Annotated in this window: 19 protein-coding genes; 6 read left to right on the top strand and 13 right to left on the bottom strand. The window is 62.9% G+C overall.

What is annotated here, in order from left to right:
• Positions 1-3 precede the first annotated feature (3 nt).
• On the bottom strand, positions 4-1,392 hold the full coding sequence (locus tag WBK23_RS16230) for an aldehyde dehydrogenase family protein (protein ID WP_424484961.1): 1,389 nt from the start codon (positions 1,390-1,392) through the stop codon (positions 4-6).
• Between the two features lie 39 nt (positions 1,393-1,431).
• A complete protein-coding gene (locus WBK23_RS16225; RefSeq protein WP_424484960.1) occupies positions 1,432-2,805 on the bottom strand; it encodes a glutamine synthetase family protein in 1,374 nt (457 codons plus the stop codon).
• 386 nt (positions 2,806-3,191) lie between these two features.
• Here WBK23_RS16225 and WBK23_RS16220 point away from each other — a divergent pair, with 386 nt between their 5' ends.
• Positions 3,192-4,004, top strand: coding sequence for a substrate-binding periplasmic protein (locus tag WBK23_RS16220; RefSeq protein ID WP_424484959.1), 813 nt, complete (start codon positions 3,192-3,194; stop codon positions 4,002-4,004).
• A 134-nt stretch (positions 4,005-4,138) separates the two neighbouring features.
• On the opposite strand, the gene WBK23_RS16215 is transcribed toward WBK23_RS16220, so the two are convergent.
• From WBK23_RS16215 to WBK23_RS16185, 7 genes are all read right to left on the bottom strand, one after another.
• The gene (locus WBK23_RS16215) at positions 4,139-5,191 is read right to left on the bottom strand and encodes a TRAP transporter substrate-binding protein (RefSeq protein ID WP_424484958.1); all 1,053 of its coding nucleotides are present in this window, start codon (positions 5,189-5,191) and stop codon (positions 4,139-4,141) included.
• Between the two features lie 170 nt (positions 5,192-5,361).
• Positions 5,362-6,687, bottom strand: a complete 1,326-nt coding sequence (locus WBK23_RS16210) for a TRAP transporter large permease (RefSeq protein ID WP_424484957.1) — start codon at positions 6,685-6,687, stop codon at positions 5,362-5,364.
• Positions 6,687-7,193 (bottom strand): TRAP transporter small permease subunit, encoded by a 507-nt coding sequence (locus tag WBK23_RS16205; protein ID WP_424484956.1) that lies wholly within the window; start codon positions 7,191-7,193, stop codon positions 6,687-6,689. The genes WBK23_RS16210 and WBK23_RS16205 overlap by 1 nt, the downstream gene beginning before the upstream one ends.
• Positions 7,194-7,298: 105 nt before the next feature.
• Positions 7,299-8,246 carry an alpha/beta fold hydrolase gene (locus WBK23_RS16200; protein WP_424484955.1) on the bottom strand — a complete coding sequence of 316 codons (948 nt, stop codon included), beginning with the start codon at positions 8,244-8,246 and terminating at the stop codon, positions 7,299-7,301.
• 296 nt (positions 8,247-8,542) lie between these two features.
• Entirely contained in the window at positions 8,543-9,652 is a 1,110-nt protein-coding gene (locus WBK23_RS16195) for an NADH:flavin oxidoreductase (RefSeq protein WP_424484954.1), read from the bottom strand.
• 52 nt (positions 9,653-9,704) lie between these two features.
• The gene (locus WBK23_RS16190; protein WP_424484953.1) at positions 9,705-10,298 is read right to left on the bottom strand and encodes a TetR/AcrR family transcriptional regulator; all 594 of its coding nucleotides are present in this window, start codon (positions 10,296-10,298) and stop codon (positions 9,705-9,707) included.
• Positions 10,299-10,462: 164 nt separating this feature from the next.
• On the bottom strand, positions 10,463-10,750 hold the full coding sequence (locus tag WBK23_RS16185) for a PA4642 family protein (RefSeq protein WP_424484952.1): 288 nt from the start codon (positions 10,748-10,750) through the stop codon (positions 10,463-10,465).
• 182 nt (positions 10,751-10,932) lie between these two features.
• Between WBK23_RS16185 and dauA the strand changes: the two genes are divergently transcribed.
• Positions 10,933-12,651, top strand: coding sequence for a C4-dicarboxylic acid transporter DauA (gene dauA / locus WBK23_RS16180; RefSeq protein ID WP_424484951.1), 1,719 nt, complete (start codon positions 10,933-10,935; stop codon positions 12,649-12,651).
• Positions 12,652-12,797: 146 nt separating this feature from the next.
• Here the strand turns inward: dauA and WBK23_RS16175 are convergent, their stop codons facing one another.
• On the bottom strand, positions 12,798-13,355 hold the full coding sequence (locus WBK23_RS16175; RefSeq protein WP_424484950.1) for a hypoxanthine-guanine phosphoribosyltransferase: 558 nt from the start codon (positions 13,353-13,355) through the stop codon (positions 12,798-12,800).
• Between the two features lie 249 nt (positions 13,356-13,604).
• On the opposite strand from WBK23_RS16175, the gene upp reads away from it, so the two are divergent.
• On the top strand, positions 13,605-14,243 hold the full coding sequence (gene upp / locus WBK23_RS16170) for a uracil phosphoribosyltransferase (RefSeq protein WP_424484949.1): 639 nt from the start codon (positions 13,605-13,607) through the stop codon (positions 14,241-14,243).
• A 1-nt stretch (position 14,244) separates the two neighbouring features.
• The gene (locus WBK23_RS16165) at positions 14,245-15,513 is read left to right on the top strand and encodes a uracil-xanthine permease family protein (protein ID WP_424484948.1); all 1,269 of its coding nucleotides are present in this window, start codon (positions 14,245-14,247) and stop codon (positions 15,511-15,513) included.
• A gap of 57 nt (positions 15,514-15,570) precedes the next feature.
• On the opposite strand, the gene WBK23_RS16160 is transcribed toward WBK23_RS16165, so the two are convergent.
• The 3 genes from WBK23_RS16160 to WBK23_RS16150 all read right to left on the bottom strand — a co-directional run bounded on the left by WBK23_RS16160 (position 15,571) and on the right by WBK23_RS16150 (position 18,996).
• Entirely contained in the window at positions 15,571-16,902 is a 1,332-nt protein-coding gene (locus WBK23_RS16160; RefSeq protein WP_424484947.1) for a spinster family MFS transporter, read from the bottom strand.
• A 156-nt stretch (positions 16,903-17,058) separates the two neighbouring features.
• The gene (gene hemH, locus WBK23_RS16155) at positions 17,059-18,081 is read right to left on the bottom strand and encodes a ferrochelatase (RefSeq protein WP_424484946.1); all 1,023 of its coding nucleotides are present in this window, start codon (positions 18,079-18,081) and stop codon (positions 17,059-17,061) included.
• 12 nt (positions 18,082-18,093) lie between these two features.
• Positions 18,094-18,996 carry a TIGR01777 family oxidoreductase gene (locus tag WBK23_RS16150; protein ID WP_424484945.1) on the bottom strand — a complete coding sequence of 301 codons (903 nt, stop codon included), beginning with the start codon at positions 18,994-18,996 and terminating at the stop codon, positions 18,094-18,096.
• Between the two features lie 199 nt (positions 18,997-19,195).
• On the opposite strand from WBK23_RS16150, the gene WBK23_RS16145 reads away from it, so the two are divergent.
• Both WBK23_RS16145 and WBK23_RS16140 read left to right on the top strand, forming a co-directional pair.
• Positions 19,196-20,188 (top strand): NAD(P)/FAD-dependent oxidoreductase, encoded by a 993-nt coding sequence (locus WBK23_RS16145; RefSeq protein ID WP_424484944.1) that lies wholly within the window; start codon positions 19,196-19,198, stop codon positions 20,186-20,188.
• Positions 20,185-20,430, top strand: a complete 246-nt coding sequence (locus tag WBK23_RS16140) for a TIGR02450 family Trp-rich protein (RefSeq protein WP_424484943.1) — start codon at positions 20,185-20,187, stop codon at positions 20,428-20,430. Before WBK23_RS16145 ends, WBK23_RS16140 begins: the two co-directional genes overlap by 4 nt.
• The last annotated feature ends 38 nt before the right edge of the window (positions 20,431-20,468 follow it).

Genomic DNA, 20,468 nt, shown 5'->3' with positions numbered 1-20,468 from the left:
GCCTCACAACTGAGTCTTGAAATTGAAGGATTTCGGCCGAGTAACATGCTCGAAGCCGACGCTGGAAAGGGTGCAGCCGCGCCCGGAGTTCTTCACCCCGGTCCAGGCCAGGGCCGGATCGAGGTAATCACAGCGATTGAGAAACACCGTGCCGGCCTGTACCCGGTCGGCCAGGGCCATGGCCGCATCCACGTCACGGCTGAAGATCGCGGCGGTCAGGCCGAATTCGCTGTCGTTCATCAGCGCCAGGGCTTCTTCGTCATCCTTGACCTGCTGGATGCCCACCACCGGGCCGAAGGATTCCTCGGTCATCACCCGCATACCGTGGTGCACATTGGTCAGCACCTGCGGCGCGAGGTAGGGCGTACCGGGCTGGTCCAGGGGGAAGTCGGCCGGCACCAGATGGGCGATCGCCCCCTGCCTGACGGCGTCATGGATCTGCCCGCGGACGAAATCCGCCGCCTCCGCCCGCACCAGCGGGCCGAGGGTGGTATCCGGGTCATCGGAACGCTCGAGCTTGTACTGTTTGACCAGCGCCACCGCCTGCTCGACAAAGGCCGCAAAGAGCGACTCATGCACATAGATACGTTCGATGCCGCAGCAGGATTGCCCTGAGTTGAAGAAGGCTCCATCAATCGTGGTTTCCACCGCATGGGCCAGGTCGGCATCGGCCCGCACGTAGGCCGGATCCTTGCCGCCCAGTTCCAGGCCGACACTGAGAAAGCGCCCTGCCGCCACCCGCTCGACCATGGCACCACCCGGCACCGAGCCGGTGAACGCCACGTGGGCGATGGTCGGGGCCTGGATCAGCGCCTCGGTTTCGCCGTGGCTCAGGTGCAGGTACTGGAATACCCCGTCCGGCAAACCGGCTTCGCTAAAGGCCTCGACCATGCGTTCGGCGCACAGCGGGGTTTGCGCCGAGTGTTTCAGCAGCACCGCATTGCCGGCCAACAACGCCGGCATTACCGCATTCACGGCCGTCAGGTAGGGATAATTCCAGGGTGCGATCACCAGCGCCACGCCGAGCGGTTCACGGCGGATAAAGCGGATAAAACCGGGCTTGTCCGGCACCTGGATATCGGCCAAGGCCTGTTCGGCAATATCGGCCATATAACTGGCACGCTCGACAAAGCCGCGCACCTCGCCGGCGGCATAGCGGATCGGCCGGCCCATCATCCAGCACAGCTCTTCGGCCAGCTGGCTTTCCTTGGCGGCGAACGCGGCAATCGCCTTGCGGCCGATGGCAATACGCGCGGCCAGCGGGGTGTTTTTCCAGGCCTGCTGCGCCAGTTCGGCCTTGGCCAGCGCCGCCTGGATCTCCGGATTGGAGGCCAGATGGCGCTCGACATACACCGAGCCATCGATGGGGGATATGCATTGCAGTTTGCTCATGGGAAGGCTCCGGCAGCCCGAGTCAGCGGGCCGCGTGATCTAAATGATTTCGAAGTAGCGATCCAATTCCCAATCGCTGACATGCCGGCGGTATTCGCGCTCTTCCCACTCACGGCTGGCGGCGAAGTGCTCGACAAAGGCATCGCCGAACAGCTCACGGGCAGCCGGGGAGTTCTTCAGGCGCTGCGCGGCATCCCACAGGGTGCGTGGCAGGGCCAGCTCTTCCGGATGCTTTATCGCGTAGGCATTGCCCACCACTGGGTCAGTCGGTTGCCATTGCTGCATAACGCCATACAGGCCGGAGCCGATGGCCACCGACAACGCCAGGTACGGATTGCCATCCGCCGCGCCGAGGCGATATTCCTGGCGCTGGGACTTGTCGCCGCCGGGAATAACCCGCAACGCCGCAGTGCGGTTCTCCACACCCCAGGTGGCATCGGTGGGGGCCCAGAAGCCAGGAATCAGCCGGCGGTAGCTGTTCAGCGTCGGCGCGACCATGCACAGAAATTCCGGCATCAGGCGCTGCTGGCCGGCGAGAAAGTGCCGCTGAATCGTGCTCATGTTGTGCGCCTGGCTCGGGTCGTAGAACGCCGATTTACCGCTGGCCAGATCACGCAGCGACACGTGCATATGCCCGCTCTGCCCCGGGTACTTACCCGACCACTTGGCCATAAAGGTGGCCATCAGGCCGTTGCGCTGGGCCAGCACCTTCATAAAGGTTTTGAACAGCGCGCCCTTGTCGGCGGCGGCCTCGGCCTGATCGTAGGCAATCGCCGCTTCCAGCACGCCGGGGCCGGTTTCGGTGTGCAGGCCCTCGATGGGAAAGTCCATGCGCTCGGCCATGTCGAGAATCTCGTGATACAGCTCGGCGTGCACCGAGTTGCGGATCATCGAGTAGCCGAACCAGTCCGGAGTGAAGGGCTTGAGGTTGCGAAAGCCCTTCTCACGCGCCGATTCCGGGGTTTCCTCGAACATAAAGAATTCATATTCGAGCGCGGCAAAGACGTCGAAGCCCATGGCCTTGCCGCGCTCCAGCACGCGGCGCAGGGTGGCGCGTGGGCAGACCTGTTCGGCCGCCCCGGCAAACTCGCAGATAAACAGCAGCATGCCGTTTTCAAATGGCAGGTCGCGGCAGGTATGCGGCAGCACCCGCACGGGGGCATCCGGGTAGCCGGTGTGCCAGCCGGTGTACTGGGCGTTGTCGTAGAGCTGGTCCTTGACGTCCCAGCCGAGCACCACATCGCAGAAGGCAAAGCCGTGTTCCAGGGCAGAAAAGAACTTGCTGCGGCTGAGGTATTTGCCGCGCATCACCCCATCGTTGTCGAACACCCCGACCTTGATATGGCTGAGGCCCCGCTCCTCGACAATGCGCTTGGCATCCAGAACGGTTTTCACGTCTCGCGGATTGAGCATAAATGCACCTGTGTCTTGTTGTTATGACTGTCGTTATGGCCGACGTCCGGTGTCAGTCCTGCAGGCAACAACAGAGTCTCAAGCGCATCCCCACAACCACCGCACAACGCGCCCCGACTACTACCCAACGCCTGTTAGAACACCCGGCAAAAAGCCTGTTCAGTGTGGTACAGATTTGTCGGGCTGGCAGGCCGAATGGATAAAACAGCGCGTTGACACAATCGTTTGGCGGCACACTCAGGGGCGGATAGCGCTTTACACCTGAGGCGCACAGTCATTAGATGGCAACGCCGTGTCGCCCACGGTAAAGCGCCAGGCCCGCGCCTCGGCTAAAGTCTGGTTGCATGAGCGGATGAAACTGCTCAAGGGCTCATACCGGAGGTTGTTTGAAGTCGATTTTCAGCCGTACGCCAGGGCCCGGCCAGACGCGCCATAAAATCCCTGGTGCCGCAGGGCTGGCGCTGGGTCTGAGCCTGATGTCCTTGCTCGCCCCCACGGCCTGCCTGGCGCGTGACTGGCTGATCTACACCCACAGCCTGGACAGCCAGGCCGAACTTATCGAAGGGCAATTGCGCGGCCGCGAACATGCCGGCAAGCGCGCGTTTTATCTGGAGCTGGTGCATACGCTGCTAGCCGACATGGCCAAACCACTGCCGATCCAGGAGGTGCCCCTTGCGCGTGGCCTGGCGCAACTCCAGCAGCGCGACGATGTGGTGCTCTTCAACCTCAGCAAAACGCCGGAGCGCCTGCCCATGGCACACTGGGTCGGGCCTATCTGGGAGGAGACCGACTGGCTCTACGAAAACGCCCAACGCCCCACCGGCATCCAACGCCTGCAGGATGCCAAGGATCTGGCGGTGTGCGTGCTGAACGGCAGCTCCCATGACGAACGCCTGGCGGCCATGGGGTTCTCGCAGTTGAAGCGCAATAACGCCTACAGCACCTGTTTCAACATGCTCGCAGCCGGCCGGGTCGCACTGGTCGCCTCGGCCGATGCCGGCCTTGCCCAGAAGCTGCGCGAGGCCGGCATCGCCGCCGACACGGTACGCCCGACGGCCGTGCAACTCGGCCGCGACGAAGGCTATATAGCCCTGTCCCGCGGGATGCCGGAGCAGGATATCGTGCGCTGGCGCGAAGCCCTGCACAGGGTTAAACAGGATGGCCGCTTCCAGGCCCTGCACAATCGCTACGCAAACTAGTGACAACCTGACCAGCCTCATCAATGGCGCTGCCTGAACCCGGATAGCCGGTGGTCGTGCCTCGCCCCGGCGCAAACAATCACGCCCGCACCTTGCGGCGCGGGCGTGGGTTGTAGCGGAGCGTGCTTAGCCTACTAGCCGCGATACGGTGCGCCGGCCTTGGCCATCAGGGCGTTGTACTTCTTGAATATCTCCACCACACGGGCGCAGCGCGGGCTGGTCTTGGCGATTTCGTCCCAGAACTTCTGCGCCTCGGCTTCCACCGTGGCCCATTCTGCGGCCGGGATGGAGGTCAATTGCAGTTTGCCGCCCTCGACCCGCAGTTGCGCCTCGCCGCCCCAGTACCAGTGCTGGCGGTAGTAGTTGGAGCTGTCCATGCACAGCTTGAACAGGGTCTGCAGATGCGGCGGCACCTCGGCCCACTTGTCCGAGTTGGCGAAGTAGGAACCGCACCAAGCGCCAGAAATGTTGTTGGTCAGGAAGTATTTGGTCACGTTGGCCCAGCCAACGGTGTAGTCCTCGGTGATGCCGGACCAGGCAATGCCGTCCAGCTCACCGGTCTGGATTGCCACCTCGACATCCTCCCAGGGCAGGGTCACCGGAATCACGCCGAAACGGGTGAGGAACTTACCGGCAGTGGGAAAGGTGAAGATGCGCTTGCCCTTGAGGTCGGCGAGCGAAGTCACCGGTTTGACCGTGGCGAAGTGGCACGGGTCCCAGGCACCGGCACCGAGCCAGGTCACGCCTTTGACTTCGCCATAGGCCTCGGCCCAGATTTCATTGAGCCCGTACTGGTTGAATAGCACCGGGATATCCAGGCTGTAGCGGGTAGCAAACGGGAAGTAGCCACCGAACACCGAGATATCCACGGGCGCGGCGATGGAGTCGTCATCGCTCTGCACCGCATCGATGGTGCCCTTCTGCATGGCGCGGAACAGCTCGCCGGTGGGCACCAGCTGGTCGGCGTAATACAGCTGGATTTCCATCTCGCCGTTGGCGGCCTTGTTGAAGGCGTCGATGGACGGTTTGATCACATGCTCGCCCAGGGCCGGGCCGGCGTAGGTCTGCAGGCGCCAGGTGATCTTCTTCGGCTCGGCGGCGTAGATATGTGCCGAGCCCAGCGCCGTGGCCCCGGCTGCCCCGGTGGCCACCGCGGCGGTTTTCAGAAAACTGCGTCTCGTACTCATGCTGTTATCTCCAGACGTGTCGATTCAGATGGCATACAACCGCACTGCACGGCCCGGATGGGCGCGCAGGGTTTTCAGACGGGCAACCTGTACCTGGTATTGCCTGAGCCCCTTGTGAATCGGCGGCTGTGACCGGCACGACTGCGCTTACCTACTGCTGAAACGGGTTTTCAACTGCCGTAGTGCCACTGCGGCAACCACAGGGCGAGCTGCGGGAAGACCATGACCAGCACCAGCGCCAGGATCATGATCAGGACGAATGGGGTCACCGAGACATAGATATCGCGCAGTGACACCTCGGGCGGAGCCATGGCGCGCATCAGAAACAGGTTGTAGCCGAACGGCGGGGTCATATAGGCGATCTGGCAGGTGATGGTGTAGAGCACGCCATACCAGACCAGGTCGAAGCCCAGCGCACCGACCAAGGGGATATACAGCGGCGCGACGATCACCAGCATGGCCGTGTCATCGAGGAACATGCCCATAATGATGAACGACACCTGCATCAGGATCAGCACCTGCCAAGGCCCCAGCCCCAGGCTTTCGAGAAAGAACGCCTCAATCGCCTTGACCGCGCCGAGGCCGTCGAACACCGCGCCGAAACACAACGCCGCAAGGATGATCCACATAAACATGCAGCTGATCGCCAGCGTCTTGCGCAGGGTTTCTTCCATCACGCTGCGGTTCAAGCGGCCCTTGAGCCAGGCCATCAGGGTGGCTGCGGCCGCGCCCACCGCCGAGCTTTCCACCAGGCTGGTGATGCCCAGCAGAAACAGCCCGGTCATGCAGAAGAAGATAAACAGCGGGGCAATCCCGGCCTTGAGCAACAGCAGCTTCTCGCGCCGGCTGATCTGCCCGCGCTCCTCCTCGGACAAGGCCGGCCCCAGCCCGGGCTGCAAGCGGCAGCGAATGGCGATATACAGCACAAACAGGCCGGCCATCATCAACCCGGGAAACACCCCGGCCAGCCACAACTGGCCCACCGGCTGACGGGCGATCATGCCGTACAGCACCAGCACCACGCTCGGCGGAATCAGAATGCCCAGCGAGCTGCCGGCCTGGATCACCCCGGTGACCATGATCTTGTCGTAACCCCGACGCAACAGCTCGGGCAAAGCGATGCTCGCGCCAATAGCCATGCCGGCCACGCTCAGGCCGTTCATCGCCGAGATCGCCACCATCAGGCCGATGGTGCCAATCGCCAGGCCGCCATTGAGCGGCCCCATCCAGACGTGAAACATCTTGTAGAGGTCTTCGGCCAGGCCCGACTCGGAGAGCATGTAGCCCATAAACACGAACATCGGCAGGGTCAGCAACGGGTACCACTTCATCAATTTCATCGCCGCGCTGAAGGCCATCTCCGCCCCGCCATCGCCCCACAGCAGCAGGGCCGACGCCACGGCGACAAACCCAATGGCACCGAATACACGCTTGCCGGTGAGCAGCAGCAACATCATCGAGGAGAACATCAGTACGGCCAGCAGTTCGTATTCCATTACAGGCTTTCCCCGCGCATCACGGCGATATCACGAAACAGCGTGGCGATGGCCTGCAGCAGCATCAACGCGATGCCGACACACATGACGATCTTGATCGGAGCCATCGCCGGGGCCCAGGACGAGTAACTGGTTTCGTTGTACTCAAGGGCATACAGGGTCGAGGAAAGGCCGCCGTAGAGCAGCAACACCAGGTAAAAAAGCAGAAAGCCGATGGTCAGCACATCGATCGCCGCACGGGTTTTCGCTGACCAGCGGCAATAGAACAGGTCCATGCGCACATGGGCATCGAGCTGCATGGAATAGGCCCCGCCGAGCAGAAAATAGGCGACCATCAGGAACTGCGCCGACTCCAGCGTCCAGACCGCCGGCACGAAGAAGGTCTTGCTGATCGAGGAGTACAGCAGCACGCCGAGCATGGCGAAGATCAGGTACATGGCGAAGCGGCCGACCCGCCGATTCAGCGCTTCCACGGCGTGCACAAAAACCCGGATGGCCTTGGGCATAACGCTACCTGTCGAGTGATGGCTTTCGAACAGCCTAGACCAAGACCGCGCAATCCCCACTACGCGCCAATGGCACGGTCCATCGGGGCTGTAGCCGATGCGCCGCTATTCGCCAAGGAAGCGCTGCACCTGCGCCACCGTGCGCGCGGGGTCTTCTTCCTGGGGCACATGGCCGAGGTCGGGGAAGACCACCAGGCGGCTGCCGGCAATATCGAGATTAAAGCGCTCGGCGTTATCCGGCGGGATCAACCCGTCGCGGCCACCCCAGATAATCAGGGTCGGCAGCTTCAGCTCGGCAATACGCCGGGAGTCATCACCCGCGGATACCTGCAGGAAACGCTGGCGCAACGCCTCACGGTTGCCGGCGCGCAGGGTCAGCTCGTAATAGCGGTCGATCAGCTCAGGCGTGACCTTGCCCGGATCGCCGTAGACATTGCGAATACTCGATTCGATCATCTGCCGCGGCAGCACGTTGGCCATCAGCGGTGCCAAGGCGGGAATCTGCGCCAGGCGAAAGCCGATGGGCACCGAAGTGGCATTGCGCGGGTAGCCGGCCGCATCGACCAGCACCAGGCGCTCGACCCGCTGCGGATAATCCAGGGCGAACTGCCAGGCCAGTTGACCGCCGAAACTGTTGCCCGCGACCACGGCGCGCGGCACCCGCAGCTGATCGAGCACCTTGCCCAGAAAGGCGCTGTAGTGGCCGATGCGGTAATCGCCATCGGGGAACGGCCCGGTCAGGCCGAAGCCTGGCAGATCCAGACTGATAACCCGCCGCTGCGCCTGCAAGGCGGCGACCCAGCCTTCCCAGGTGTGCAAGCTGGCCGAAGTGCCATGCAGCAGCACGATAGGCGCGGGGTCGTCGCGCGGACCCTGATCGCGCAGGTGCACCAGCATGCCGTCGATGGCCACGAACTGCGACGGCGGCAAGGCCCAGCGCGGCTTCAGATCCGCCAGGGGCCGATCCGGTGCCCAGCTCCAGGCAACAGCCGCCGCCAGAGCCAGCAGCAGTAACAACACCAGGGTCAGGACAATCTGCAGCAATCGCTTCATCGACGAATCCTTGCCAGTACATAACGGGGAAATAACGCGTATAGCCAATAGTAGTAGAGGGGCTGGCACTTTCCCGTAGGCGAAAAAAAGCCCCGATGTGCCGGGGCTGAGGAGTGTTGCGCCGTTTTGCGGCGCACACGATAAAACGGGTATTTAGAACCTGTTTCGGATCTCGCGAGCTAGAGCGAGACAAGGCAAAAACAGGCGAGGAAGCGGAGTGTACGAGCTGTACATGAGCATTCCGAGCCTGTTTTTAACGCCGTATCGCCGACGCGCAGCAGATTCGAGATAGGTTCTTAGACCAGGCTAGTCAACGCATCACGACTAAACGGCAGAATGTCCTGCTCGCGGCCATCGCGTACTTTTACCGCCCAATCCGGGTCGACCAGCAGGGCGCGGCCTACGGCCACCAGGTCGAACTCCTGCTTGTTCAGGCGCTCCAGCAGGTTTTCCAGGCTGGCCGGCTGAGCCACCTTGTCGGTGTTGACCATAAACTGCAGGAACTCGCCGTCCAGGCCGACGCTGCCGACGGTGATGGTTGGCTTGCCAGTCAGCTTGCGGGTCCAGCCCGCCAGGTTCAGCTCGGAGCCGTCGAACTCCGGCTCCCAGAAGCGCCGAGTCGAGCAATGGAAGATATCCACGCCGGCGTCAGCCAATGGCTTGAGGAAGGCTTCCAGGGCTTCTGGAGTCTCCACCAGGCGGGCGCTGTAGTCCTGCTGCTTCCACTGCGAGAAGCGGAAGATAATCGGGAAGTCTGGGCCCACTGCGGCGCGTACGGCCTGGATCAGCTCGATGGCGAAGCGCGAGCGCTGCGCCAGATCACCACCGTATTCATCGGTACGTTGGTTGCTGCCGGCCCAGAAGAACTGGTCGACCAGGTAACCGTGGGCACCGTGGATTTCCACGCCATCCATGCCGATAGCCTTGGCATCCTTGGCGGCTTGGGCGAAGGCGGCGATCACCTCGCTGATGTCGTCCTGGGTCATGCCGTGCACAAGCACATTGCCTTCTTTGATTTTTTCGCTCGGGCCGTAGCCTGGCACGCCGGCGTCCGGCTCGGTGCCCAGCTTGCGCACATTGCCCACGTGCCACAGCTGCGGAACGATCTTGCCGCCTTCGGCGTGCACCGCCTCGACCACTTTCTGCCAGCCGGCCAGGGCGTCTTCGCCGTAGAAACGTGGCACGTTCGGGTAACCGTTGGATGCCTTGTGACCGACGGTGGTGCCTTCGGTAACGATCAGGCCGACACCGGCAGCAGCGCGGCGGCGGTAGTACTCGATGACTTTGCTGTTGGGTACGCCGCCCGGGGAGAAGGAACGGGTCATCGGCGCCATGACCACACGGGTCGGCAGCTCCAGGTTGCCCAGGGTAAAGGGTTGGAACAGCGCTTTAACGGGATCGGTCATCATCATTCCTCGGGGCGGCCAGAGCGCCGCAACTGGTTAAAGGGGGTTGCGATCAGGCCTGCAACAGCAGCTGCAGGCGTTGGATAAAGTCGGCCAGGGCGCGGGTGTTGTTCGCCACCTTGAGGCGGGTCAGTGCGCCTTGCCAGGCGTTGGCGATAAAGCTCGCCAGGTTGCGGCAATCCTCATCGGCGGGCAGTTCGCCAGCGGCCTGCGCCTGTTCCAGGCAGCCCTGCAGGATGTCCGCCGAGGCCTGCAGAATCGCATCGACCTGCGCCCCCAGCGTCGGCGACAGCTCAGCCATCTCGAAGCTCAGGCTGCCAATAAAGCAGTGGTATTCCAGACGTTCCTGGCGGGCGAAGTGTTCCACCAGTTCGGCGTAATAGCCGAGGATGCGTTCGCGCGGGCTGAGCGCCGGATTGGCCAGGGCTTCGGCATAACGCGCCAGGCGCGGCTGGTAGACCTGCTGCAGGGCCTGCAGGGCAAAGTCTTCTTTGCTCGCAAAGTAGTGGTAGAAGGAGCCTTTCGGCACCCCCGCCGCCTGCACGATTTCCTGCACGCCGGCACCGTGATAACCACGTCGGGTCATCACCTCGGCACCTTTGGCGAGGATCAGGTCACGCTTGTCGAGTCGGATACTGGAGTTCATGCCGGCAAGAATATGACCGGTCGTCTCGCCCCGCCCAGCACTATTGATTTGCGTGATTATCAGCAAGAAGCAGAACGGGTTTTAGAAACGACAAAGCCGCGAGCAAGTCGCGGCTTTGTGGGCAGGCGTGAGCCTTAATCAGCGCGGCATGCGCTGACTCGAAGTTAGCTGCGAGCGGCTTTTATCACGTCGATATAGGGTTCGGCAAAGCGTTGATCCTGGATCAGCGCGATAAAGTCATTACCCTCGGCGTCCTTGGCATTCAGGTCGTAGCCGGCGGCAACGAAGAAGCCGACAAAGCGCTCGAAGTCGTCGATACGCAGGCCGCGGTAGGCCTTGACCAGTTTGTGCAGCGACGGCGGCGTGGCATCGGCCGGCTCCACACCGAGGAACAGCTTGATCGGCTCGTCACCAATCTCTTCGCCAATCACCTGTTTCTTGTCTTTACGCATCGTTCACTCCAGCTAACCAGGCCACACGGGGCCGGCAGTGTACCGCCGGGGCGGGCACGGCTCAACGGATGCAGCTCAGCCGAGCGTTCTAACACGCACCGAGTGTGGGCAACAGCCGACTTAGGTCAACACAGGCCGCCGCGCCCTAGCCCTATACTGCGCCCATCGAGTTGGGAGTCCTTATGTCGCGGCCCTTACCACCGCTGTTCTCCGCCTGGCGACAGACCTTACGCGCCGGCTACGGCTGGAAAAACCTGCGCAGCGACCTGAGCGCCGGGGTCACGGTGGGGATTATCGCCATTCCGCTGGCCATGGCGCTGGCGATTGCCGTCGGCGTCGCGCCACAGCACGGCCTGTATACGGTGCTGGTGGCCGGCACGCTGATCGGCCTGTTTGGCGGCTCGCGCTTTAACGTCTCCGGGCCGACCGCCGCCTTTGTGGTGATTCTGTTGCCGATCACCCAGCAATTCGGCCTCGGTGGCCTGCTGCTGTGCACCCTGATGGCGGGATTGATCCTGATTGCCCTGGGGCTGATGCGCGCCGGGCGGCTGATCGAATTTATCCCCTACCCGGTGACGCTGGGTTTTACCGCTGGTATCGGCATCGTCATCGCCACCCTGCAGATCAAGGACCTGTTCGGCCTGCAGCTCAGCAGCCAGCCGAACAACTACATCGAACAGCTCAATGGCCTGCTGCATGCCCTGCCCGGCCTGCAACTGGGCGACAGCCTGGTGGCGCTGGTGTGTCTGGCGACGCTGCTGATCTGGCCGCGCTGGGTGCCGAAAATACCGGGGCATCTGGTGGCACTGACCATTGGCGCACTGCTCGGGCTGCTGCTGGAAAGTCTGCAGATTCCCGTGGCGACCATTGGCGAGCGCTTCAGCTACAGCCTGAATGGCGTTGAGCACCCGGGTATTCCGCCGTTTCTGCCGAGTTTTATCTGGCCCTGGCAGCTACCCGGAGCCGATGGCCAACCGCTGGTGGTGAGCTTCGAGCTGTTCCGCCAACTGCTCGCCCCGGCTTTTGCCATCGCCATGCTCGGCGCGATCGAATCGCTGCTGTGCGCGGTGGTTGCCGATGGCATGACCGGCAGCAAGCACGACCCCAATGGCGAGTTGATCGGCCAGGGCATCGGTAATCTGATTGCGCCGCTGTTCGGCGGCATCACCGCCACTGCCGCGATTGCCCGCAGCGCCGCCAACGTGCGCGCCGGGGCTTACTCGCCGCTGGCTGCGATTGCTCATGCCGGCGTAGTGCTGATCGCCATCCTGTTTCTCGCGCCGTTGTTCAGTTACCTGCCAATGGCCGCGCTGGCCGCCCTGCTGCTGGTGGTAGCGTGGAACATGAGCGAGCCGCGGCATGTGCGCCATACCCTGCGCATTGCCCCACGCAGTGACGTGCTGGTGCTGCTGACCTGCCTGATCCTCACCGTGCTGTTCGACATGGTGCTGGCGGTGGGCGTCGGTCTGCTGCTGGCTGCCGGGCTGTTTATCAAGCGCATGAGCGATTTGACCGATACCGAAGCGCTGCCCAAGCACTTTCACCAGGCGCTTAATGATCTACCCGAACATGTGTTGGCCTACGCCATTCGCGGCCCGCTGTTCTTCGGCGCAGCAGAAAAGGCCCTGAGCGTGCTCAGGCGCTTTACTCCTGGGGTGAAGGTGGTGATCGTCGATATCAGCGCCGTACCGCTGTTGGACATGACCGCCATCGCCGCACTGGACAATGTGCTGCGCGACTACCGTGAGCAGCACGTCGCCCTGATACTCAGCGGGCCAACCGCGCAGGTGCGCCTGCAATTACGCCGCGCCGGGATCGTACGGGTTGAAGGGCAACTGGCCTATGTACGCGACCTGGTCCAGGCCAGAGAAAAGGCGCTACGTTGGCTACAGGGGAGCTGAAAACTACTATCGCAGCCAAGGCCACGCCTAAAGAAACACCGCGATTTTGTAGCAAACGTAGGGTGGATAGCGCGCAGCTTATCCATCTTGGCGCTTGATGGTGGGAAACGCTTCGCGGTTTTCCACCCTACCTTACAAAGGCAGCCTTACAGCCCTTTGACCGCGTAGATCCCCGGCGCATTACGCCAGTAGCCCTTGTAGTCCATGCCATAGCCAAACACATAGCGATCAACGCAGGGCATGCCGACGTAATCGGCCTTGAGGTCGGGGCGCGCCTTGCGGTCGTGGGTCTTGTCTACCAGCACGGCAATGCGCACGTTCTTGGCACCGGCATGGCGACAGAAATCTATGATTGCACCGAGGGTGTGCCCTTCATCGAGGATGTCGTCGATGATCAGCACGTCGCGGTCGATAAAGGAGATTTCCGGCTTGGCCTTCCAGAACAGCTCGCCGCCGCTGGTTTCATTGCGGTAGCGGGTGGCGTGCAGGTAGGACAATTCCAACGGGAAGTTGAGCTTGGGCAACAGCTTGCCTGAGAAGATCAGCCCGCCGTTCATCACGCAGAACACCACGGGGTTGCTGTCGGCCATTTCGCTGTTGATGGCGGCCGCCATGGCGTCGATGGCCACTTCGACCTCGGCATTGCTGTGCAGGCAATCGGCTTCGGCCATGACTTGGCGGATATGCGCGAGATCGACGGACATGCTGTTTCCTCTTGAATGAGCGAACGCTGCAAAAACCAGAAATCCTGATCAATGCGTCAAAATAAAAGCCGGCAAAGGTACGCATCCGTCCCTGACAGAGCAAGCCCCGGCAGACCAACTGCGACAATTGCACGCAATCGGCGACATTTCCCGGAAAATTGCCGCCATAACGCGCGCGGGGCGCAGCTATTGGCATAGCCAATGCTTTAATCTAAGGCAATTTTTCGCCGTCCTGCCGGAGACCCTGCCATGCCCATCCTCGAGATCCGCCACCCGCTGATCCGCCACAAACTCGGCCTGATGCGCCGCGCCGATATCAGCACGAAGAACTTTCGCGAGCTGGCCCAGGAAGTCGGCGCGCTGCTGACCTATGAGGCGACCAAGGACCTGCCGCTGGAAAACTACGAGATCGAAGGTTGGTGCGGCACCGTACAGGTGGAAAAAATTTCCGGCAAGAAGATCACCGTGGTGCCGATCCTGCGCGCCGGCATCGGCATGCTCGAAGGCGTGCTCAGCCTGATCCCGGGGGCCAAGGTCAGCGCCGTGGGCGTGGCGCGCAACGAGGAAACGCTGGAGGCGCACACCTACCTGGAGAAACTGGTGCCGGAAATCGACGAGCGCCTGGCGATGATCATCGACCCGATGCTCGCCACCGGTGGTTCGATGGTCGCCACCATCGATTTGCTGAAGAAGGCTGGCTGCAAGGAAATCCGCGCCATGGTGCTGGTCGCCGCCCCGGAAGGGATCAAGGTGGTCAACGATGCGCACCCGGATGTGATCATTTACACCGCCTCCATCGATCAACGTTTGAACGAGCACGGCTACATCATTCCCGGCCTCGGTGATGCCGGCGACAAGATTTTCGGCACCAAACAGAAGGATGCCTAGCATGCAGGATGAATTCAACGACCCACTCTGGCGTCAGGGCATTTCCGGCGCGCAGATGCTGTTCGTCGCCTTCGGTGCCCTGGTGTTGATGCCGCTGATCACTGGCATGGACCCCAACGTCGCGCTGTTTACCGCTGGTATCGGCACCCTGCTGTTCCAGCTGGTGACTGGCCGCCAGGTGCCGGTTTTCCTGGCGTCCAGCTTTGCCTTTATCGCGCCGATTCTCGCTGCCAAGGGTGAATTCGGCCTGCCGGCCGTGCTCGGTGGCATCGTCGCCTCGGGCCTGGTGTATATCCTGCTCAGCGCCGTGGTGCGGATCAAAGGGGCCGGCTTTATTGACCGCCTGCTGCCGCCGGTGGTGATTGCCCCGGTGATCATTTCCATCGGCCTGGCGCTGTCGCCCGTGGCGGTGAACATGGCCATGGGCAAGGCTGGCGACGGCAGTGCGCAACTGGTGCCATACACAACCGCCATGCTGATTTCCATGTCGGCGCTGGTCACCACCGTGCTGGTTGCGGCCATGGGCCGCGGCCTGCTGCGCCTGGTACCGATCCTCGCGGGGATTATCGTCGGTTGCATCGTCGCGGCATTCTGCGGGGTGATCGACACCAGCAATGTCGCCGCCGCCCCCTGGCTGGCGATTCCAGCATTCGTGACGCCCGAGCTGCATTGGGGTGCGATCCTCTACATCGTCCCAGTGGCCTTGGCTCCGGCCATCGAACACATCGGCGGCGTGGTGGCGATCGGCAGCGTAACCGGCAAGAACTTTATCAAGAAGCCTGGCCTGCACCGCACCCTGCTCGGCGACGGCCTGGCCACCTCGGCCGCCGGCCTGTTCGGCGGCCCGCCCAATACCACCTACGCGGAAGTCACCGGTGCGGTGATGCTGACCAAGAACTACAACCCGAAAGTCATGACCTGGGCAGCCTGCTTCGCTATCGGCCTGGCCTTTGTCGGCAAGTTCGGCACCGCACTGCAGAGCATCCCGGTGCCGGTGATGGGCGGTATTCTCTGCCTGCTGTTCGGTTCCATCGCAGTGGTCGGTTTAAACACCCTGATCCGCCACCAGGTCGACCTGTCCGAGGCGCGTAACCTGATCATCGTCTCGGTGACCCTGGTGTTCGGCATCGGCGGCATGGTGATCGGCAACACGGACTTCGCCCTCTCCGGCATCTCTCTGTGCGCCATCTGCGCCCTGCTGCTCAACCTGCTGCTGCCAGGTGGGCATGGCTGGCGCGACAAGACCGTGCTGGAAGAGCCGGACCTGTAAACCGCGCCCACAAAAAAGCCCCGCACTGCGGGGCTTTTTTATGCCACATGGCAACACTTAAGCCGGGTTGGCCGACCATCCCTGCAACCGCACCACACTCTCGCGATACGGCCTGAGGCCCATGCTCAACAGCACGATGGAACTGAACACCGCCACTGCGGTGACGATCAGCAGCGAATAACGCAGCGCCTGGTCGTCGCCGAACACGTAGTCGGTCACCAACGCCACCGCAGTCGGGCCGATGCCCAGGCCGATCAGGGTGATCACAAACAGGTAGATCGCCGAGGCCTGGCCGCGCATCGAGTTGGGCATGATTTCCTGGATCGCCGCCGGGGCCACGCCGAACGGCATGCTCAGACAGAACACCGTCGGGGCCATCAGCACTGCCGCCCACAGCGCGCTGTCCATCAACGGGAACGCCAGCACGCAAGGCACCGCGCCAATGGCGGCATACAGGCCGACGCGCAGATTGGCGTCGCTGCTGCCGCGTTTGGCCATCCAGTCCGCCAGACGGCCGCCGAAGACGATGCCCAGGCAACCGAACACCGCGACGATGCTGCCGTAGACGATACCGACCTGACCGGCGTCCCAACCATAGGTGCGAATAAAGAAGGTCGGCACCCAGGCCGCGCTGCCGTAACCGGCGAAGGCCAGTCCGGCAAAACCGAAGTTATGGCACAGCACGGTGCGCCGGTTGGCGCGGATATAACGGCCGACGTCGACCAGTGGCACCGCGACCCCGGCACCCACACCGCGCCGCGCCGGTTCCTTGACCGCCAGCATCAGCAGGGTGAACAACACCCCGGCCGCGCCGAGGATCAGGAAGATCAACTGCCAGGGCCGCACTTCGCCGAGCACCGGCAGCACCACATCGCCCTGGGCCGAGGCAAATTGAATCACCAGCCCGCCGAGCAAAAACGCGATACCGGAGCCGAGGTAAACCCCCATTGAATACACGCTGATCGCAGTGGCGCGGCGCTCGGCCGGGAAACTGTCGGCAATCAGCGAGTAGGCCGCCGGCGACAAGGCCGCCTCGCCCACACCCACACCGATGCGGCAGATCAGGAACTGCCAGTACAACTTGGCCATGCCGCACGCCGCAGTGGCCGCACTCCAGAACAGCACGCCAATGGCGATCAGCCCGCGCCGACTCTTGGTATCGGCCAGACGCCCCAGCGGGATTCCGCACACGGTGTAGAACAGCGCGAAGGACAGGCCCATCAGCAGGCTCATCTGCGTATCGCTGATCATCAGGTCACGGCGGATGGGTCCCACCAGCAGGTTGAGAATCTGCCGGTCGATAAACGACAGGACATACGCCACCATCAGGATGGCGACAGTGGCCCAGGCTCGAGCACTGGAGGGATAGCCGTTATTGTTGTTAGGCACTGGCAGTCTCCTCGGCACCGCTGGCGCGGTGCGCGACGGTTAAAAGAGCTGCCAGCTTAGGCCGAGTTGCAGGGCGCTGAGTATCGCCCGGAGGTGTTATCAGTCAGGCGAATGCGCGGCATCCTTTCGGGCGAATGACAACCACAGCGTATTTCGTTAGAGCATCAGTGGTGCGCGCTCACTGAGCGTCTTCAAGGCCGCGACCCAGCTTGGGTGATCATTCAGGCACGGCACCAGCTGCAGGCTCTCGCCGCCGGCCGCGACAAACTGCTCGCGGCCACGGTCGCCGATCTCTTCCAGGGTTTCGATGCAGTCGGCGACAAACGCCGGGCACATCACCAACAGCTTCTTCACGCCCTGCCTGCCCAGCTCGTCCAGACGCGTTTCGGTATAGGGCTCAATCCACTTGGCCCGACCCAGGCGCGACTGGAACGACAGCGACCACTGCTCGGGTTTGAGCCCCATGCGCTGGGAAAACAGCTCGGCGCTGCGCAGGCACTGGGCGCGGTAACAGCTGGCCAGTACTTCAGGCGATGCCGTGCGGCAGCAATCCGCGCCTTTCAGGCAATGGCCACTGGGGTCGAGCTTGTGCAAATGCCGCTCGGGCAGGCCGTGAAAGCTCAACAACAGGTGATCGAACCCTTGCTCAAGGTGTGGCCTGGCGCTGTCGACCAGGGCGTCGAGGTATTCCGCCTGATCGTAGAACGGCGGCAGCACCGAGAAACGCATCGGCAACTGCTGCTCACGCACCACCCGCTTGGCTTCTTCGATCACCGTGGTGGTGGTGCTGTCGGCAAATTGCGGGTACAGCGGTGCCAGGGTCACCTGCTTGATGCCCTGGGCGGCCAGGCGGGTCAACACAGTCTGCAGCGATGGCTCGCCATAGCGCATGGCCAACTCCACAGGGCCATGCTTCCAGGCGGCTTTCATCGCCTGTTGCAGACGCTTGCTCAGCACCACCAGCGGCGAACCTTCGTCCCACCAGATCGAGGCATAGGCATGCGCCGAGGCTGCCGGACGCTTGATCAGAATCAGCGAGACCAGCAGCCGGCGCAGCGGCCAGGGCAGGTCGACGACATGCGGGTCCATCAGAAACTGGTTGAGATAGCGGCGTACGTCGGCAACTTCCGTAGAAGCCGGCGAGCCCAGGTTAACCAGCAGCAACGCGTGATCGGTCATGCAAAATCCTAATCAGTGATGGCTCAGCAAGTCTGCCAGGGCCACGTCGAGTTGGGTGAAACGAAAACTGAAACCCGCCGCGCTCAAGCGCAGCGGCAGCGCGCGCTGGCCACCGAGCAGCAGCCCGGACAGCTCGCCCAAGCCCAGGCGCAGGGCAAACGCCGGGGCCGGCAGAAACGCCGGGCGGTGCAGCGCGCGGCCCAGCGCCTGGCTGAATTCGCGGTTACGCACAGGCGTCGGCGCGCAGGCATTATAAGGACCGCTGGCCCCCTCCTGCTGCAGGAGAAAATCAATCAGGGCAATTTGATCGGCAAGATGAATCCACGGCATCCATTGCCGACCGCTGCCCAGCGGCCCACCCAGGCCCAGTTTGAACGGCAACAACAGGCGCTTGAGCAAACCGCCGTCGGCGCTCAGCACCAGCCCGGTGCGCAGCAGCACCACGCGCATCCCCAGCTCTTCGGCGCGCTGCGCGGTTTCTTCCCAGGCCCCGCAGAGTTGCGCGGCAAAGTCCTCGCTGACCGGCGGCGTGTCCTCGTGCAACTCGCGCTCGCCGCCATCGCCATACCAGCCCACCGCCGAACCGGACAACAGCACCCGCGGTTTCTGCTCACGCGTCTCCAGCCAGGCCAGTAGCTGCTCGGTGAGGCTGACCCGGCTGGCCCACAACAGCGCCTTGCGCTTGCGCGTCCAGGGCCGGTCGGCAATCGGCGCGCCAGCCAGATTGACCACGGCATCCAGCGACTCCTCAGCCAGCTCATCGAGCCGGCCAATGCCGCACACGGCCCCGCCACAGAGCGCCTTCACCTGCTCGGGGCGGCGACTCCAGACCGTCAGCTGATGGCCCTGCTGCAGCCAGTGCCGACACAGCGCTCGCCCGATCAAGCCAGTACCGCCGGTCAAAAGAATGTGCATGACAGCTTCCTCGCGTGGCCCTGCCGTTGATTTAATTTCACGGCTAGCTGATTTATCCCGCTCTGTGGCTTCAAACCGGCCACAGGTTGTCTTAACTATAGGAAGGCATCATCGAAACCGGCACATCCTATACATAAAAACCAGTTTGTATAGCTTTTGCCCACAGCGTAGCCTAGCGCTTGCACACACGAGGTCAGCCATGAGCGCACTCCACCCTATCGCCATTATCGGCACCGGCATCGCCGGCCTGTCGGCCGCGCAAGCCCTGCATGCCGCGGGTCACCCCGTGCAGCTGTTCGATAAAAGCCGCGGCAGCGGCGGCCGCATGGCCAGCAAGCGCAGTGACGCCGGCGCGCTGGACCTTGGCGCGCAGTACTTCACGGCGCGTGATCGGCGCTTCGTCGAGGTGGTGCAGCAATGGCAGGCGCGTGGCTGGGTCGCCGAGTGGAGCCCGAGCCTGTACCACGCCAACAATGGCCAGCTCAGCGCCTCGCCGGACGAACAAGTGCGCTGGGTCGGCAGCCCGCGTATGAGTGCGATCACCCGCGCGATGCTCGGTGCTCTGCCGGTGAACTTCTCCTGCCGCATCACCGAAGTGTTTCGCGGTGAGCAGCACTGGCACCTGCAGGATGCCGAAGGCAACAACCACGGCCCGTTCAGCCACGTGATCGTCGCCACCCCAGCGCCGCAAGCTACGGCGCTATTGTCCAGCGCGCCGAAACTTGCCGGTGCCGCCGCCAGTGTCGCCATGGAACCCACCTGGGCAGTCGCCCTGGCCTTCGCTGCGCCGCTGGCCACTCAGGTTGAAGGCTGCTTTGTGCAGGACAGCCCACTTGACTGGCTGGCGCGCAATCGCAGCAAACCCGGCCGGGAAACCGCCCTGGACACCTGGGTACTGCACGCCAGCAGCGCCTGGAGCAAACAGCATCTGGACCTGCCCAAGGAAGCGGTGATCGAGCACCTGCACGGGGCCTTTGCCGAGCTGATCGGCTGCGCCGTGCCGGCCCCAGCCCTGAGCCTGGCGCACCGCTGGCTGTATGCACGGCCCGCCAGCGCACATGAGTGGGGCGTGCTGGCCGATGCCGACCTGGGCCTGTATGCCTGCGGCGACTGGTGCCTGTCCGGCCGCGTTGAAGGTGCCTGGCTCAGCGGCCAGGAAGCCGCGCGGCGTTTGCTGGAACACTTGCAGTGAACGCCCACGCCAGCCAGATCAAGAGCAAGCACCGCCTTAACCCGCGCAAGCTGCTGCTGTCGAAATGGACAGCAGCGCAGCCACAGAACCGCGAAAAGCATTTCCTGGTTACCGAACTGCTCTGTGACGAAGACGGCGCTGTGCTGCAGATCGAACTGCAGGCCATCCTCAGCAAGCGCAACCAGTGCCTGGACTGGCGCGTGCTGGAAGACGGCGAACGCTGGCTTATGGGCTGGAAATAACCGACCTCCCCGCGCATAGACCCATACACAAACTGTAC

Origin of the sequence: Pseudomonas sp. (genome assembly GCF_049653025.1) — a bacterium.
Classification (GTDB): Bacteria; Pseudomonadota; Gammaproteobacteria; order Pseudomonadales; family Pseudomonadaceae; genus Aquipseudomonas.
This window is presented reverse-complemented; position numbering and strand designations above follow the sequence as displayed.